At 47.6% G+C, this 17,145-nt stretch carries 11 protein-coding genes, 1 pseudogene and 1 other annotated feature; of the genes and pseudogenes, 8 read left to right on the forward strand and 4 right to left on the reverse strand.

Going from position 1 to position 17,145, the window contains the following annotated elements; genetic code table 11:
- Positions 1-79: 79 nt before the first annotated feature.
- Both YWE_RS0124520 and epd read left to right on the forward strand, forming a co-directional pair.
- Positions 80-1,531, forward strand: coding sequence for an MFS transporter (locus YWE_RS0124520; RefSeq protein ID WP_029096815.1), 1,452 nt, complete (start codon positions 80-82; stop codon positions 1,529-1,531).
- A 289-nt stretch (positions 1,532-1,820) separates the two neighbouring features.
- Complete coding sequence (epd, locus tag YWE_RS28625; protein ID WP_051323565.1) at positions 1,821-2,879, forward strand: erythrose-4-phosphate dehydrogenase; 1,059 nt, start codon at positions 1,821-1,823, stop codon at positions 2,877-2,879.
- 135 nt (positions 2,880-3,014) lie between these two features.
- Here epd and thiD read toward each other — a convergent pair whose 3' ends face one another.
- A complete protein-coding gene (thiD, locus tag YWE_RS0124530; RefSeq protein ID WP_029096816.1) occupies positions 3,015-3,812 on the reverse strand; it encodes a bifunctional hydroxymethylpyrimidine kinase/phosphomethylpyrimidine kinase in 798 nt (265 codons plus the stop codon).
- Entirely contained in the window at positions 3,809-4,630 is an 822-nt protein-coding gene (gene thiM, locus YWE_RS0124535; RefSeq protein ID WP_051323566.1) for a hydroxyethylthiazole kinase, read from the reverse strand. Before thiM ends, thiD begins: the two co-directional genes overlap by 4 nt.
- A 1,019-nt stretch (positions 4,631-5,649) precedes the next feature.
- On the opposite strand from thiM, the gene glsA reads away from it, so the two are divergent.
- The 6 genes from glsA to pheA all read left to right on the forward strand — a co-directional run bounded on the left by glsA (position 5,650) and on the right by pheA (position 12,038).
- The gene (glsA, locus tag YWE_RS0124540) at positions 5,650-6,654 is read left to right on the forward strand and encodes a glutaminase A (protein ID WP_029096818.1); all 1,005 of its coding nucleotides are present in this window, start codon (positions 5,650-5,652) and stop codon (positions 6,652-6,654) included.
- Positions 6,655-6,750: 96 nt separating this feature from the next.
- Positions 6,751-8,388: an MFS transporter gene (locus tag YWE_RS0124545; RefSeq protein ID WP_029096819.1), complete on the forward strand. Its 1,638-nt coding sequence runs from the start codon at positions 6,751-6,753 to the stop codon at positions 8,386-8,388.
- Between the two features lie 591 nt (positions 8,389-8,979).
- The gene (gene raiA / locus YWE_RS0124550; RefSeq protein ID WP_029096820.1) at positions 8,980-9,318 is read left to right on the forward strand and encodes a ribosome-associated translation inhibitor RaiA; all 339 of its coding nucleotides are present in this window, start codon (positions 8,980-8,982) and stop codon (positions 9,316-9,318) included.
- Between the two features lie 183 nt (positions 9,319-9,501).
- Positions 9,502-10,422, forward strand: coding sequence for a L,D-transpeptidase family protein (locus YWE_RS0124555; protein WP_029096821.1), 921 nt, complete (start codon positions 9,502-9,504; stop codon positions 10,420-10,422).
- Positions 10,423-10,711: 289 nt separating this feature from the next.
- Positions 10,712-10,848: a sequence feature (Phe leader region), on the forward strand.
- Positions 10,713-10,760, forward strand: coding sequence for a pheA operon leader peptide PheL (gene pheL / locus YWE_RS30860; RefSeq protein ID WP_127526519.1), 48 nt, complete (start codon positions 10,713-10,715; stop codon positions 10,758-10,760). Its footprint overlaps the feature before it by 48 nt.
- 32 nt (positions 10,849-10,880) lie before the next feature.
- Entirely contained in the window at positions 10,881-12,038 is a 1,158-nt protein-coding gene (pheA, locus tag YWE_RS0124560; protein ID WP_029096822.1) for a bifunctional chorismate mutase/prephenate dehydratase, read from the forward strand.
- Positions 12,039-12,175: 137 nt separating this feature from the next.
- Here pheA and mrcB read toward each other — a convergent pair.
- Both mrcB and hrpB read right to left on the reverse strand, forming a co-directional pair.
- Positions 12,176-14,509: pseudogene (mrcB, locus tag YWE_RS28630) on the reverse strand (bifunctional glycosyl transferase/transpeptidase); the annotation flags it as partial.
- Between the two features lie 145 nt (positions 14,510-14,654).
- Positions 14,655-17,099 (reverse strand): ATP-dependent helicase HrpB, encoded by a 2,445-nt coding sequence (gene hrpB / locus YWE_RS0124570; RefSeq protein ID WP_029096823.1) that lies wholly within the window; start codon positions 17,097-17,099, stop codon positions 14,655-14,657.
- Positions 17,100-17,145: the final 46 nt, after the last annotated feature.

Raw genomic sequence — 17,145 nt, forward strand, 5'->3', positions numbered from 1 at the left:
CAGATAATCTTACATTTTTAGACCACGACGGCACTTCAGTAACTTTACTCAGGTGTTAAATGGCTGAGGTTACGTTTATATGGAACTATTCTCTGACCAATCCGGCGATGAAGGCTTGCCCGGCCACGAACGTTGTTTAGCTATGATAGCCGTCATGACAATGACAACGATGGTCGTATTCGATGGCTCTATGGTTAACATCGCATTACCTCAGATTGCGCGGGCGCTGGAGGTATCTGCCGGATCAGTTGTCTGGGTTTCTAATGGTTACCTTTTGTCGGTATCTATGACGCTGGCTATATTTGCCGCGCTGGCCGCCAGAATTGGATTTCGATTGCTATTTACCTTTGGTCTTAGCCTGTTCACCTTAGCATCAGTGGGCTGCGCACTTTCATCATCGCTAGAGATGCTTATTATTATGCGAATACTGCAGGGTATTGGCGGTGCGGCAACGCTGAGCATTGGCCCTGCTATTCTACGATCGATATTTCCAAATCGCTTGTTAGGCCGAGTGTTAGGCCTGAATGCTTTACTTATTGCCACAAGCACGGCTATCGCTCCGGTGATTGGCGGTACTTTATTATCTGCCATGGGCTGGCAGTGGCTTTTTGCAATTAATATTCCTTTAGGCATCATCGCAGTGATACTCGCTCTTCGAACTATTCCAGGTAAAAGCACTTCGGTTAGAGACCCATTTGATATCCCGGGCGCGATCCTTTCTGCAATCGCGTTGGGGGGATTAATTATGGCTGCTGACACATTTTCTCGACCTAATATTGAAGAAACGCCGAGTAATACTTTAGCAATTACTACTTTTTACGGTATTGCTACGATTTCTGCAGGCTTAGCATTTATCTGGCGTCAGCGTCGTACAGCCTATCCTCTACTTCCGCTTAATATATTTGCTTCTTCACGATTTTCTCTGGCAGCACTAACTTCACTGGCATCTTTTATCAGTCAGGGAATTACATTCGTTGCATTGCCGTTTTTATTTCAAAGCGTTTATGGCTATAGTGCATTTACCTCAGCCCTGCTTTTTACCCCCTGGCCGATAGGTATTATTCTTGCTGCCCCACATGCGGGGCGACTTGCCGATCGCTATTCGCCGGCAATAATTTCTACTGTAGGATTATGTATATTTGCAATAGGCCTAGCGCTGCTGGCCCAACTCCCCGATCACCCACAATCATGGGATATTGGCATTCGCAGTTTAATATGCGGTATCGGATTTGGTTGTTTTCAAAGCCCTAATAACCGCGAAATGTTGTCAAATGTATCCCGTGAAAACAGTGGCTACGCATCAGGCGTTCTGGCAATAATGCGTACTTTCGGCCAATGCTTAGGAGCGGCGGCTGTTGGTGTAATTCTGTCTGTATACCTTCGCCCTGAGAGCCAACTTCTAAAAGGCACTATGTTAGAGGGACAGGCCGTTCGATTAAGCCTTTGGGTGGCGACTATCGCGACTATATTAGCAATTTCATTCAGTTTTAGCCGCGTATGGAATGCGCGTAACCAGCCGTTAAAAAAGTAATAAGCACTCATAAATATCGAATACCCCACAGGCAATAAATTATCGGGGGCATCAGTGGCCTGGATATCCGCGGTGCCCTCTGTTGTTTGTGACTGAAGTGGCAAAGTAACAAAGTAACAAAGTAACAAAGTGAAAATTAGCTAAAATCTTAATCCCCCTATCATCTGTGCATCGCTTCATGCTAAAAAAGAGCAATAACCTACCGTTATTGTGATCCCGGAACTCACGCAGGACCACGCATTACATTATTCTATCAATCCGCCATAACAACGAATAAAAAGGGAACCCGATGACTATCCGTGTAGCAATAAATGGCTTTGGTCGCATAGGCCGCAGCGTTTTACGCGCATTGTATGAATCTGGCCGTAACACCGAAATTAGCGTCGTCGCAATTAATGAATTGGCCGACCCGAAAGGTATGGCCCACCTGTTAAAGTACGATTCAAGCCACGGTCGTTTTGGCTGCAGCGTACGACAGGAGGGTGAAACCATCTGGGTTAATGATGATGCCATCAGCCTTTACCACCAAAAAGAGATTAAAAACTTACCGTGGAAATCTGTCGGTATTGATATCGTTCTGGACTGTAGCGGCGTATATGGCAGCCGGGCTGACGGGGAAGCTCATATCGCTGCCGGTGCAAAAAAAGTTCTGTTCTCGCACCCGGGAACCCACGATCTGGATACTACCGTGGTTTACGGCGTTAACCATCAAGATCTGCGTCCTGAACACAGAATAGTCTCCAACGCCTCATGTACCACCAATTGTATTATTCCCGTCATAAAACTGCTTGATGACGCCTTTGAAATCCGCTCCGGCACGGTCACTACCATTCACTCAGCAATGAACGACCAGCCCGTAATCGATGCCTATCATAAAGACCTGCGCCGCACCCGAGCGGCCAGTCAATCGATTATTCCGGTAGACACAAAACTGGCAGCCGGAATTACCCGATTCTTCCCGAAATTTTGCGATCGCTTTGAAGCTATTTCCGTACGCGTTCCTACTATTAACGTTACCGCCATTGACCTTAGCGTAACCTTAGAAGTACCGGTCAACGTCGAAGACGTTAATCGCCTACTGGAGCACGCAGCCCATAATTCATTTCGCGGCATCATTGATTATACGGAACTTCCGTTAGTTTCCAGCGACTTCAACCACGACCCACATAGCGCTATTGTTGACGGCACCCAAACCCGGGTCAGTGGTCACCATTTGATCAAAATGCTGGTCTGGTGTGATAACGAATGGGGATTTGCTAACCGTATGATTGACACCACGTTAGCTATGGCCGCAAGCGACAGGCTAAGTGAGAATAACAGCATCGCTAAAATGGAATCTGAAAGCTGAGTGAGATAATTCTTTCGCTTCGGGGAATAACTAGACTTCGCCGTCATTTCATCTTGGTTTAAATGAAATGACGGCTCAGGGAACAATAAGCCGTTTAACCAACAAACCGACCTGATCTACCTTCTTTTTGCTATATCACCACCAGCGGTGAAAATGATGAACCGGGCCGATACCATGCCCGACCTCCAGCGAATCAGCCATAATTAGTGCCTGCTGTAAATAATCCTTCGCCGCCTGAACCGTTTGCTCCCAGTTATCATAGCGAGGACGCAGTGCCGCCAGTGCAGCAGAGAGTGTACAGCCGGTTCCATGGGTGTGCTTGGTCGCTATTCTCGGCGCGGTAAAGCGATATTCTTGATCTGGAAGTAGCAGCCAATCAGGACTTTCAGATTGATTTAAATGCCCGCCTTTCATCAATACTGCTGAACACCCCATTGCCAGTAACGCTTTACCCTGCTCCAGCATCTCTTGTTCAGAGGTTGCTACACGGGTATCCAATAAGGCCGCAGCTTCAGGCAAATTTGGCGTGATCAACGAAACGATCGGTAACAGACGCTTTCTGACCGCATCCACGGCTTCCGGAGCCAACAGAGGATCGCCGCTTTTCGCTATCATCACGGTATCCAGCACCACATAAGGAATCGGGTAGTGAATCAACGCATCGGCTACTGCATTAACCACATCAGATTCAGACAGCATACCGATTTTGGCACTGTCAATACGAACATCTTCCAGCACTGAACGTAGTTGAGCTGAAACAAACTCGGGATCAATCCGATATACCGACTGAACGCCTCGGGTATTCTGGGCGACCAAAGCGGTAATGACGCTGGTGCCGTAAGCTTCCAGCGCTGAGAATGTTTTTAAATCCGCCTGAATGCCGGCCCCGCCGCTTGGGTCAGTTCCTGCAATGGTTAATGCATTAATTCTCATAGCGTTTTACCTATTAATTGTTGTGGCTGGAGGTTGTATAAACCATCAAGAAATAGCGGAGTAAAGCTCCCCGGACCGTTAGATACCATGGCAGCAGCCCCGCCACAAATCGCCATCACCATACAGGCAGTAGCGACCTGTTCAAGGCGATTCTCATCGCCGGAGGCTATAAACGCAGCCACTACGGCAGACAACGCACAGCCAGTACCAACCACTCTGGTCATCAGAACGTCGCCAAAGGGTAAGGCATAACAGGTTTTGCCATCGGTGACATAATCAACCTCTCCGGTTACGGCAACTACCGCCCCCGATCGCTGTGCCAGTCGAATTGCCGCAGGTAAAGCCGCCCGGGAATCATCGGCACTGTCTACGCCACGCCCCGAAGAAGAAAAGCCAGCCAGCGCCATAATCTCAGAAGCATTACCGCGGATCGCGGCCGGTTTAAGGTTGAGTAAATCACGGCAAAAGTCAGTCCGATAAGCTAAGCCGCCGACAGCCACGGGATCGAGAACCCAAGGAACGCCGGCAACATTGGCGGCAGAAACCGCCAATGTCATCGATTCAATCTGAATATCATTAAGCGTACCAACGTTAACCAACAGGCCGCCGGCAATGGCGCTAAATTCAGCCGCTTCCTGTTTGGCGACAACCATCGCCGGAGAGGCACCGATAGCCAGCAATACGTTAGCGGTAAAATTCTGCACTACTTGATTAGTCAAACAGTGAATCAACGGCGTTTTTTCACGCAGTTGAGACAGCCAGTAAGCGGCAACGGTGTTAGGCAGTGGAATGGGGTTAAGTACATCAGGCGAACTCATAGGGCTCCCGGTCGGCGGTTAAGAAACAGGATTTAGTTAAAACCCTCGCGTCCTTACGCCAGCATAATTCAGATTGGATTATTCAACCTTAACTCACTAAATATCCAATGCAATAAGCAACTGATAATTTCATGACAAACAAAATGATAAGTCATCCTGACATGTTATAAAATATCTATTTATCTTATTGGATTATCACCTCATCTCAAGCGCAGCGGCAAGTTCAGGATTAAAAACTGAGTAGGCTAGCGTCACCTCTGTGCTCGTATACTTAAAAATCAATTCATTAGAGATTAATTCAATCAATCAGGCGAATAACAACCGACAACCGTTCAACCGTTCAACTACACATTAACTAACCAAGAACTCCGTTCGACTCATCACAAGCAATGCTTGCCTTTATATAAAGAAAAGTCATGGCCACATATACAACTCAAGAAGCCAATCACTCAGCGTATTATTCATTCAGATAAGTCATATCTCATGTTTAATAATTAACGAAATTAAAGAGTTCGATGATATTAAATAAATACAGAAAGATAGCACCAAACACCAAGCTTAATACCGCAACGGATAATAATTAGCTCACTACTAATAAATGGGGTGACGCTATTTTTTCAATTCTCACTTTTGAACTATCCATCAACACCATAATGAAAAACATCGTGATTCCCATACACCCCAAAGGCACCTCGCCGTATAAAAATACAATAAAGGCAAACTAAACAACGCTTTAATATTAAATTAATACATTCAACAACACTTTTATTCCGATATTAAACCCGCTGAAAAAATATTAATAAAATCAAAATAAAACAATAGCTAACAACACATAAATTAAACATCTTTACTATACTTGGCATAACTCAGTCTGATAAATACTTTATTTTGAGTGAGGACCACTCTACGCAGACCGAGGACTCTTTAGCTAATTGACTATTTTAGGGAATGATTTAGCAATCACCTGAAGTAATTAATATAAAAAGCAGTAAGTAGAAAATAAAACGGAGATAACAAATATGCCTACCGATGATAGCAAACACGGAGTTATCGATTATGTATCAACCGGACACCTACCCGATCCGGAGACCGTAATTAAATTGGTGCAAGAAGCCCATAAACGTTTTAATTCAAATAACGAAGGTGTTGTTTCTAAAGTTTACCCCGCATTAGAACGTATTCCGCCGAATCTTTTCGGGGTCTGCATGGTCGGCACTAATGGCGCAATACATTCCGCCGGCGATGTCGAACATGAATTTACCATCATGAGCGTTTCTAAACCCTTTGTCTTCGCATTGGTATGCCAAGAGATCGGGGCTAAAGCTGCGCGTGAAAAACTGGGTGTTAACAGTACAGGCATGGCATTTAATTCAGTCACCGCCGTTGAACGTACGCCTGATGGCCGCACCAACCCCATGGTTAACTCAGGTGCTATTGCAACGACCAGCCTGGTACCCGGCACAACCAGCGATGAGCAGTGGAAATTTATTTACGACGGCTTATGCCGTTTTGCAGGCAGAGAACTAACGCTGAACGAAGAAGTGTATCAATCAGCCTGTGAAACTAATTTCCGCAACCGAGGGATTGCTAACCTATTGCAAAGCTACGGTCGTATGGGCTGCGATCCACTGATTGCTACCGATCTGTATACCCGCCAATGTTCGCTGAATATTAACGCCCGCGACCTGGCAGTAATGGGGGCAACTCTGGCCGATGGCGGTGTTAATCCGCTAACCCGAGAGCGGGTGGTCGATAACGATGTTTGTCACTATGCATTAGCCGTAATGGTCACCGCCGGATTGTATGAGACTTCCGGTGACTGGCTTTATGACATCGGCCTGCCCGGAAAAAGCGGTATTGGTGGCGGAATCGTCACCGTATCACCGGGAAAAGGGGGTTTAGGCACCTTTGCACCGTTACTCGACAATGCGGGTAACAGCATTAAAGGTCAGTTGGCTGCCCGATTCTTGTCACGCAGTCTTGGGATGGACATGTTTGTTTCTGAGCCTTATACCGAAAAATAGCTCATTCCTTAAAATCGGATATTCACCAGAAGATTAAACTATTTAAATATCAGGTTGTTATACACATAAATAACACCATAGAAGGATAATAAATTTATGTCCAATCAATCAATACCCCATGCGGGGGCTGAAGTTAAAGAATCCTGGATACCAATGATCACCATCGCGCTAGCCCAGATTTTAATGTCATTTAACGTCGCCTCCCTGCCGGTTGCATTAGGTGGAATGGTCAAAAGCTTCAACGTACCACCGACCACCATTGCAACAGCAATTGTTATGTACTCTCTGTCGGTTGCCGGTTTTGTTATGTTAGGTGCCAAGCTGAACCAGCGCTTCGGACCACTGATTGTCTTTCGCAGTACCGTTCTGCTATTCGGTATTGCTCAGGTGATGATGACATTCAGCCCGAATGCCACCATCATGATCAGCGCTCAGGCATTAAGCGGTTTTGCCGGGGCGGCCTTAGTGCCGGCATTAGTCGCACTCATCGCTGAAAACTATCGTGGAACTCAACAAGCGACGGCGCTGGGTGCTTTGGGCTCCGCCCGGGCAGGTGCCGGTGTGGCGGCGTTCCTTATTGGCGGCGTACTGGGTACCTACATCGGCTGGCGCCCTGCTTTCGGCATATTGATTGTGCTTTCTGCGGTAATCTTTGTGCTGAGTTTCCGTTTAAAGGCGGATAAAGGACGCCCGGAAATTGGTATCGATATCATCGGTGTTATTTTAGCCGCATCGGCCATTATTCTGCTGTCGTTTGGATTTAATAACCTCAACCGCTGGGGCTTCGGCCTGGTTCGCGATGGTGCACCTTTTGATCTGCTCGGCTTCTCACCAGCACCTTTTATGATCGTGTTAGGTATCGTATTGGGTCAGGCGTTTGTTGTATGGACTCGCCGTCGCCAGCAGCAAGGAAAAACGCCTTTACTGGCGCTGGAAGTCATTACTTCATCCAGTGAACGCTCTGCCGTATTCGCTATGTTTGCAGTCGTCGCGCTGGAGGCGATGCTGAACTTCTCCGTGCCGCTATATATTCAAATCGTTCAGGGTAGTACTCCGCTGGCGACGGCTATCGCAATGATGCCGTTTAACCTGTCGGTCTTTTTCTCTGCCATGTTAATCGTACGCTTCTATAAAAAGCTGACTCCGCGCGCCATAGGCCGCTATGGCTTTATCACCTGTACTATTGCGCTGTTATGGTTAGCCTTCGTAGTGCGTAATAACTGGAGCGAATTTGCCGTCCTGTTTGGTCTGGTGGTCTTTGGTATTGGCCAAGGTTCACTGGTCACCTTACTGTTTAACGTATTGGTCAGCGCCTCACCAAAAGAGCTGGCTGGCGACGTAGGCTCTTTACGCGGTACAACAAATAATCTGGCCAATGCTATCGGTACTGCCGTAGCCGGTGCCTTACTGGTTGGTTTGTTAAGTGCCAACGTAATGCGTGGCGTTGCTGAAACCCCGATACTGACGCCTGAAATTCAAGCTCAGGTTAATATGGACAGCATTAACTTCGTAAGTAATGACCGCCTACAGAGCGTATTGTCACAAACTACAGCCACCCCAGAACAGGTTGCTGAAGCCGTTCGGGTAAATGAAGAAGCCCGTTTACGTGCACTGAAGTTCGGCCTGTTAATCATGGCGCTGTTATCTTTACTCTCTATCTTCCCTGCCGGTCGTTTGCCTGATTACCTGCCGGGTGAACTACCTGCGGATAATTTGGATAAGAAAGCTAAATAATTACTGATTGCTATAACAAAAACACTGGCAGCATGCCGATAAAGCAAAGGCTGTCAGTGTTTTTTCATTTATATGCTGTCGCTATTTTACCCGGCGAAATGGTCGCGCCTTCAAACGCCCCCCTACCCGTTAGCAACAAAAGATCCAACCTGGCAACGGCATAGCCGTCAGGCGCAATAAGTAAAGATGACAAGTTTGATAAGGGTCAAAGCCGACAGACGGACATTGTGATTATTTATCTCAAATTCAAAAGCAATCAAGTGCTCAAAGTAAAGGCTATTGGACACTTATTTGAGTCTAATAATTGGTGAGAAATAAAAAACAGCCTAAAAAGTATTCAACGGAGGAAGTTATTGATTAAATAATATAATTAGCCTATTTTTCACACAGAATCATCATGAAAACGCAACCATCAATAGTGCTTGAGCTATACTCAATATACAAACTAAAAGTCACAAAGCATTATGCCTATCACACTTCTGTTAGCATTGTTTTGAGGAACCTCAAAGTGTGATATATATCACATAATAGTTTGGCAACAACGGTATTCTAAATTCATATCTGACGGCAATTGACTAAGAGGTAAGTTATATGACATTAAATATCACTAGCAAACAAATGGACATTACCCCGGCAATACGCGCTCACGTCGAAGACCGTCTTAAAAAACTAGAGAAATGGCAGGCTCAGTTAATTAATCCTCATATTGTGTTATCAAAAGAGCCAAAAGGATTTATGGCAGATGCCGCAATCACTACGCCAAATGGCCCACTGGTAGCCAGTGCCAAACATGAAGATATGTATGCGGCAATCAATGAGTTGATTATAAAGCTCGAAAGACAACTGAATAAGGTACAGCATAAAAGTGAAGCTCGCCGCGCAGAGGCCAGCGTTAAAGATGCTAACCTGCAGCAGCTACAAGAAGACTAAATTTAACCCGTTCTTTTCTAACGCGCCCTCTGGGCGCGTTTTTTTATATCTGTAAGATCAACAATCTAAAGCATCAGGCTGACCTTGTTATATTCCATTCTGCGTGTATTAGTTCCTTCTTTTCCTAACTGGATATATAATTTATAAGACTACTGCCCGTGCAGCCACCACACCAACACGAAGATGAAAATGAATATTCGCGCGTTCTTAACACTATCTCTGGCACTTGTCACATTCAGCCAGACTACTTTTGCTACTGTATACCCACTACCTCCCGGTAATAGCCGCTTGATTGGGGAAAATATCAATCTGATCATTCCTCAAGACAACAAACAGCCGCTGGAGAGTTTTGCCGCCCAGTACCAAATGGGCCTGAGTAATATGCTGGAAGCAAATCCTGGCGTGGACGCTCTGCTGCCTGCTCCCGGTAGCATGTTGGTCATTCCTCAGCAACTGATCCTGCCGGACACTCCGCGCGAAGGCATCATCGTTAACAGCGCTGAGATGAGAATTTATTACTATCCAAAAGGCCAGAATAACGTTGTCGTGTTACCCATTGGTATTGGCCAGTTAGGTAAAGACACGCCGTTGAACTGGATTACTAAAGTCGAACGTAAAAAAGCCGGCCCTACCTGGACGCCGACTCAAAAAATGCATGAAGAATACAGAGCAATGGGCGAATCACTGCCTGCGGTATTCCCTCCGGGTCCGGATAACCCTATGGGCCTGCATGCGCTATATATCGGCCGCCTGTATGCTATTCACGGCACCAATGCTGATTTTGGTATCGGTCTGCGCGTAAGCCACGGCTGCGTTCGTATGCGTGCTGACGACATCAAATATCTGTTCGACAATGTGCCGGTCGGTACCCGCGTTCAGTTTATTAACGAGTCAGTCAAAGCTACGATTGAGCCGGACGGTTCTCGCTATATTGAAGTACATAATCCGCTGTCGGCCAACCAAGCAGAATTTGAGTCTGAAGCACCGGTACCTATTACGCTTAACGCCACTATCAGTAATATTATGGCCGACCCAAGTGTGAATCAGGGCGAAGTCCAGCAGGCAATTGAAACTCGTTCAGGCATGCCGGTTAAAGTTAACTAAGTCCGGTTTATTGATTAAGCTAAAAAGGGGCAGACCCGCAAAGTCGGCCCCTTTTCTATTAACGCTTTATTATCCCCCGAACATGCTGCTGCTTTACCGGACAATATTGAACAAAAAATCACTTAACTTAATGATATTAAATAAATAATGTCACAACAGATGAAGTTATACAATCGAATCATATCCCGCTATTTTCTAATCAAAATCGCCGTATAAAACAATATTGGTTGACAGGATCAAAACGCGGCGGTTAAGTTAGAGGGCATTCAACACAGGAATATTACTATCCAATGAAACATATACCGTTTTTCTTCGCTTTCTTTTTTACCGTCCCCTGACTGGGAGGCGATTCGTCCGTAACTCTGTAAAGAGTAGAAAGAAAGCGAAGACGAACATTAAAGCCTCCCAAAGGGGGGCTTTTTTATTGGATTTTATAAAAATAAAGGTGAGACAGCATCATGAGCGATAACCCGTTATTAGGGATAAGAGAACGAATTACTGCGCTGGACCTCAAGCTATTAGAACTGTTGGCTGAACGCAGAGACTTAGCGCTGGACGTTGCCAGAACCAAGCAGGCCTCACACCTGCCAATCAGGGATAAAGAGCGGGAGCGGGATTTACTCAACGCCTTGGTTGAAGCGGGTAAAAAGCAGCGTCTCGACGGGTATTATATTACCCGCCTGTTCCAACTGATTATTGAAGACTCCGTCCTGACGCAGCAGGCGCTGTTACAACAAAACATCAACCAAGATACTCTGCGTACCGCAAGAATCGCCTTCCTTGGTCCTAAAGGCTCTTATTCTCACCTTGCGGCCAGACAATATGCCGCCCGGCATTTTGACCACTTGATCGAATGCGGATGCAGTAAATTTGATGATATCTTTAAGCAGGTCGAAATCGGTCAGGCTGATTACGGTATTCTGCCGATTGAAAACACCAGCTCAGGTTCAATTAATGAAGTTTACGATCTGCTTCAGTCAACCAATCTGTTTATCGTGGGCGAGTTAACCAACCCAATTAATCACTGTTTACTTTCGGCTGTTGATACCGATCTGAGCCAGATAGAAGTGGTTTATAGCCATCCTCAGCCTTTCCAGCAGTGTAACCAGTACTTAAACGGCTTCCCTCACTGGAAAATCGAATATTGCGAAAGCACTTCCGCAGCGATGGAAAAAGTGGCCAGCTTAAAGTCACCAAAAGCGGTGGCCTTAGGCAGTGAACCCGGCGGTGCGTTGTATAAGCTTCAGGTACTGGAACACAGTCTGGCTAACCAAAAAGATAATATTACCCGCTTTATTATTGTGGCGCGTAAGCGTGTAGAAGTGGCACCACAGATCCCGGCAAAAACCACCATTATTATGGCAACGGGCCAGCAATCAGGCGCATTGGTGGAAGCCCTGCTGGTATTACGTAACCACAATATTGTAATGACCAAACTGGAATCGCGCCCCATCAATGGTAATCCGTGGGAAGAGATGTTCTATATCGATACTCAGGCCAACCTCAATTCAGCCAATATGCAGGCGGCGCTTGAGGACCTCACGCCAATAACCCGCTCAATTAAAGTTTTGGGCTGTTATCCGAGTGAAACCGTCGTTCCGGTTAATCCGACATAGATTGATCCAGTCAGAAATTTGGGTTCGCCATAGATAAAAAAACCACCTCGAAAAGGTGGTTTTTTTACTGGCAAGACGCTTAATTTAATTTCAGCCTAGCTGAGTAGCTGAAAACAGCATGTTGAACGCGTAGGGCCTTAACCCCCGCCGAACATATCCTTAATCCAGCCCGCAACGCCATCGGCATCTTTCTGCTCATTAAGCGGTTGCTGTTCGGGCTGAGTGGTTGTCTGTTGTGGCACCTGACACAATGACTGCGGATAGTCAGTCCATACCGGTAAACTACGATTGCCGCCACCGCCGCAAACAAAGTTACCGTCGGCATCAATGTTCATCAGTTCAATATGTTCAGGTGGGACCAAGTTCAGCGCTAACGGCGTCTGGTTCTCCAGATAACGGCGATATAGCGTTAAAGCACCGTTCGCACCGGTCAGCTTAGCCGGGCCGTTGTTATCGCGGCCAACCCAGGTAATCACCACTTCTTTACCATCAATACCAACAAACCAGCTGTCGCGTAAATCGTTAGTGGTACCGGTCTTAGCGGCTAAATGGAAATTGGGGAACTTAACCGCCAACGAGCGGGAAGTTCCACGCTCAACCACCTGCTGCATACCATATAACGTCAGATAAGCCGCCTGAGGTTCTACCGTACGCTGCGCCTGTGGCAAACTCTGATAAAGCACAGTGCCGTCTTCAGCAATCACCGAACGCAGAACGGATAACGGAGCCCGCTGGCCGCCGCTGGCAATGGTCTGATACATCTGAGCCGTTTCCATTGGCGTTAAGCTGGTTGAGCCTAACAGCATCGCCGGAACCGTAGTAATCGATGTAGCGGGAACACCTAAGCGTTGGAGCATTGAATTGACTTTATCCAGCCCTAAATCCAGACCGAGATTTACCGTTGGAATATTTAACGAGTTGGCTAAAGCATCAACCAATAGCACTCGCCCGCGGAACTGGCGATCGTAGTTCTGCGGCTGCCACAATTTGCCTCCCGGCTGTTTTAGCGCCAGAGGTTGATCGTTCAGCCAGGTATTCAGACGGAAAACGTTAGGCTCACTCAACGCAGCCAAATAAGTCGGAGGCTTAGCCAAAGAACCAATCGGACGACGGGCATTTACCGCCCGGTTGTAACCGGCATACTGAGGCTGTGATCCACCAATAACCGAACGCACTTCACCGCTAAAACGGTCAACGATCACCATCGCCGTTTCCAAATCGTCAACGTTACGAGCCGATCTTAGTGCGGGAATCCCCTCTTCAATCGCTTTCTCTGCTGCTGATTGAGAAACGGGGTCGAGCGTCGTAAAGATTTTAACCCCGGCCATGTCTTCAACTTTATTACCGAGCTTATCTTTCAGTTCCTGATGCACCAGTTGCATAAACGCAGGCTGTGGCGTAATGACGCCACCTCTTGGCTGAATCCCCAATGGGCGAGCGCTTAGCACATCATATAGTTCTTGATCGATAACGTTTTGCTGCTGAGCAAGGCGTAATACCAGATTGCGTCGTTCCAGTACGATCCCCGGATTCTTCCACGGGTTGTACAGTGAGGCACCTTTTACCATACCGACCAACATCGCCTGTTGATCAACGCTCAGTTCATTAACCGGACGACCAAAGAAGTAGAGGCTGGCCAGCGGGAATCCACGAATTTGGTCAGCGCCGCTTTGGCCTAAATAAACTTCGTTCATATACAGTTCAAGAATACGATCTTTGCTGTAGCGGGCATCCAGAATAATCGCCATATAGGCTTCGCGCAGCTTACGTGACAGTGAGCGCTCGTTGGTCAAAAACAGGTTTTTAACCAATTGCTGAGTCAGAGTACTGCCCCCCTGAACCGCTCTACCGGCCGTAATATTCGCGACTACAGCCCGGCCAATCGAATACAAACTGACGCCGTCATGCTGGTAGAAATGACGGTCTTCGGTGGCTATTAGCGTATCAACCATCGGATAAGGGAAGTTTTTACGCTCCACAAACAGCCGCTGTTCACCGTTAGGAGCCTGAAGCATGGTGATCAGTTTAGGATCCAGACGGAAGAAGCCGAACTCCCGGCCAGTGTCTAAATTCAGAATACGCGCCAAGCCATTGCTATTAAACTCAAGGCGAGCACGGATTTGCCCTTCTTTAACATCCGGGAAATCAAACGGTCTGCGTAACAGATCGATGTTATCACCCTGAACGGTAAATTCTCCGGGGCGAGTAATCTTGGAGACGTTACGATATTGCATACCGTTAAGCAGGTCGATCATCTCTTTTTTACTGTAAGACATGCCCGGTTCAAGGTTAACCATGCGTCCGTAAACCGCCGCCGGCAGCTGCCAGACTTTACCGTCAATCCGGTTGCGGATTTGTGAATCAAGATAGATTCCATAGAACGCCAGCAGCGCAATAGCAACAATTGCCAGCTTAATGATTAAACCGATAAAACGGCGTAAACCACTTGGCTTACGGGATTTTACCTTTCTACGAGCCATGAACTTCTCCCGATACCATTACTATTATCCTCTTGATACTGATTATTTGGTTGTAATTTGAAGCTTACGCGCGCGCATTATACCCTAATAGTTCTCTGGGCGAGGAATTCAGATTCCCTGTGCGCTTAAGCTATTGTTATCCGGTCTGAAAACGTTTTGTTTTGCGGGTCGGCGTCGCATTAGCCGGATCGTCAGGCCAAACATGTTTGGGATAACGACCTTTCATCTCCTTCTGCACCTCTTTATAAGCGCCCTGCCAAAAAGCAGCCAAATCCTGAGTGATTTGTAACGGCCGGTGTGCCGGAGATAACAGCTCAACGATTAGCGGAACGCGGCCGTCGGCAATCGACGGCGTTGATTTCTCACCGAACATTTCTTGTAGTCTGACCGCTAAAGCGGGCTGGCGTTCAGTGTCATAGCGAATAGGCAACCATGAACCGGTGGGAACACAATAAGAAGCAGGCAAAGCCTTATCCAGCCTCTGGCGCTGTTGCCAGTCCATCAGGCGACCTAAGGCTTCCGACAGGTTAACTTGCTTAAGACTTTTTATATCCCGCACTTTATTCAGGGAAGGCAGCAGCCATGTTTCCAGCGTCGCTAATAGCCCGTCATCACTAACGTCCGGCCATTGCTCTTGCGCCAGCCAGCGCCGGGCACACATAATCCGAGTTCGCAGTTGCATGGCATCTTCATCCCACCCCAGAGCGTCAATGCCCTGAGTCCTTATCCAGTCCAGCAGCGCCGAATGAAGCTGTTGTTCCGACGGTTTCGCCAGCGGAGCTGCTTTAAAAATCAAACGCCCTATTTGCTGGCGCTGCCATGCGCGCAAGGTCCCCTTTTCTTCATCCCATTCAATCGCACTTTGCTGGCGAACTAAACCAGGCAGCCTTAGGGCTAAAGCCTCGGGATCTAATACTGAAGCCAACAGTATTCGGGCATCAGGGCTATTCGCTCCCTGTAGTAGATTGGCAGCCACCAGCCAGTCACAGCGGCATAATCCATCATCGGTATCCAACTGGGCCCCCATGCCGTTTGCCAGCAGGTATCTCCCCTCTTCCCCTCGTTTTCGGGCAATACGGTCAAAGTAACCAACGGCCAATAAAAAAGGCACTTCGTCAGCATCAACATTGGCATTAGATATCCGTAAACGCTGCCCCAACTGTCTGGCCCGCTTATTCCACTGAGGCTGAGAGTGGGTAAGCCAATAACCGATATCGCGTACTCCGCTTCTTGGCGGTTCTTCAATAATCGCCGCTAACAATAAAGCCGTTGTGGCACACGCAGCACGTTGATTTTTAGCATAAACAATCATCGCTGCTAAACGTGGATCGCTACCAACCTCAGCCATCTGGCGCCCGAACGCCGTCAGCGCGCCCTGCGGGTCAATAGCGCCAAGCTGGGTGAGTAATATTTTTGCGGCAGCGATGGATGCCGGTGGCGGCTGGTCCAGCCAGCGCATCTGGTTGATATCCCGGCATCCCCACTGAAGAAGTTCCAGTAGCATACCGGAGAGGTCCGCCTGCATAATTTCTGGCTCACCCTGTTCGGCAGCCCGCTCAGCCTGTTCCTTGGCTAACAAATGCCATGCGGCTCCGGCAGACAGTCGGCCTGCCCGGCCAGAACGCTGGGTCATTGAAGCTTTAGATATTCGCTGCGTAATCAAACGGGTCAGCCCGCTTTTAGCATCAAACCGAGCAACCCGTTCCAAACCGCTATCAATCACCAAAGTAATACCATCAATGGTTAAGCTGGTTTCAGCAATATTGGTAGCCAATACCACTTTTCGCCGCCCCTCTGCTGAGGGTAATATCGCTTTTTGCTGTTCAGATAATGAAAGTGCGCCATACAGCGGGCAGAGATCAATATAGTCAGGCAGGCTGGAAGATAAATAGTTATATACGCGCTTAATCTCTGCCACACCGGGTAGAAACAGTAACATTGAGCCCTGATGGTGGTTGAGCAATTGTCTGGCCACCACAGCGACTTTTTCTTCAAAATATCCGCTGGCGGGCAGAGAAATATAGTTTTGCTCAACCGGAAAACTCCGGCCTTCGGCATTAATCACCGGCGCATCCGGCAAGAACTGCTGGAGCTTTAGGTTGTCCAGCGTTGCCGACATAATTAGTAGCTTAAGGTCATCGCGCAAACCGCCTTGCACATCCAACAGCAAACTTAAGGCTAAATCGGCCTGTAGGCTGCGCTCATGAAACTCATCCAGAATAATAAGTGATACGTCTTCCAGCATTGGATCCTGCTGAAGCATGCGGATAAGAACGCCTTCGGTCACCACTTCCAGACGAGTATTCGGTCCGCTAAGGCTTTCAGAGCGCATGCGATAGCCCACGGTATCACCAACGGCTTCATTACGTTGCTGGGCCAGTCGCTGTGCAACGTTACGCGCAGCCAGACGACGAGGTTCCAACATAATGATGCGCCCGACCAACCATGGTTGTTCAAGCAGGCGTAGCGGTAACCAAGTTGACTTACCCGCACCGGGCGGAGCCTGTAACAACACCGTCGGCGATTGCCGCAGTGCATTAAGCAATGATTCCAGAACTTCACTGACCGGCAGAGATACCACGCAAACCCCAAGCTTCTTTTAATTGCAGAATAAATATACCCAAAAT

The sequence above is a fragment of the Budvicia aquatica DSM 5075 = ATCC 35567 genome (assembly GCF_000427805.1).
GTDB classification, from domain to species: domain Bacteria; phylum Pseudomonadota; class Gammaproteobacteria; order Enterobacterales; family Enterobacteriaceae; genus Budvicia; species Budvicia aquatica.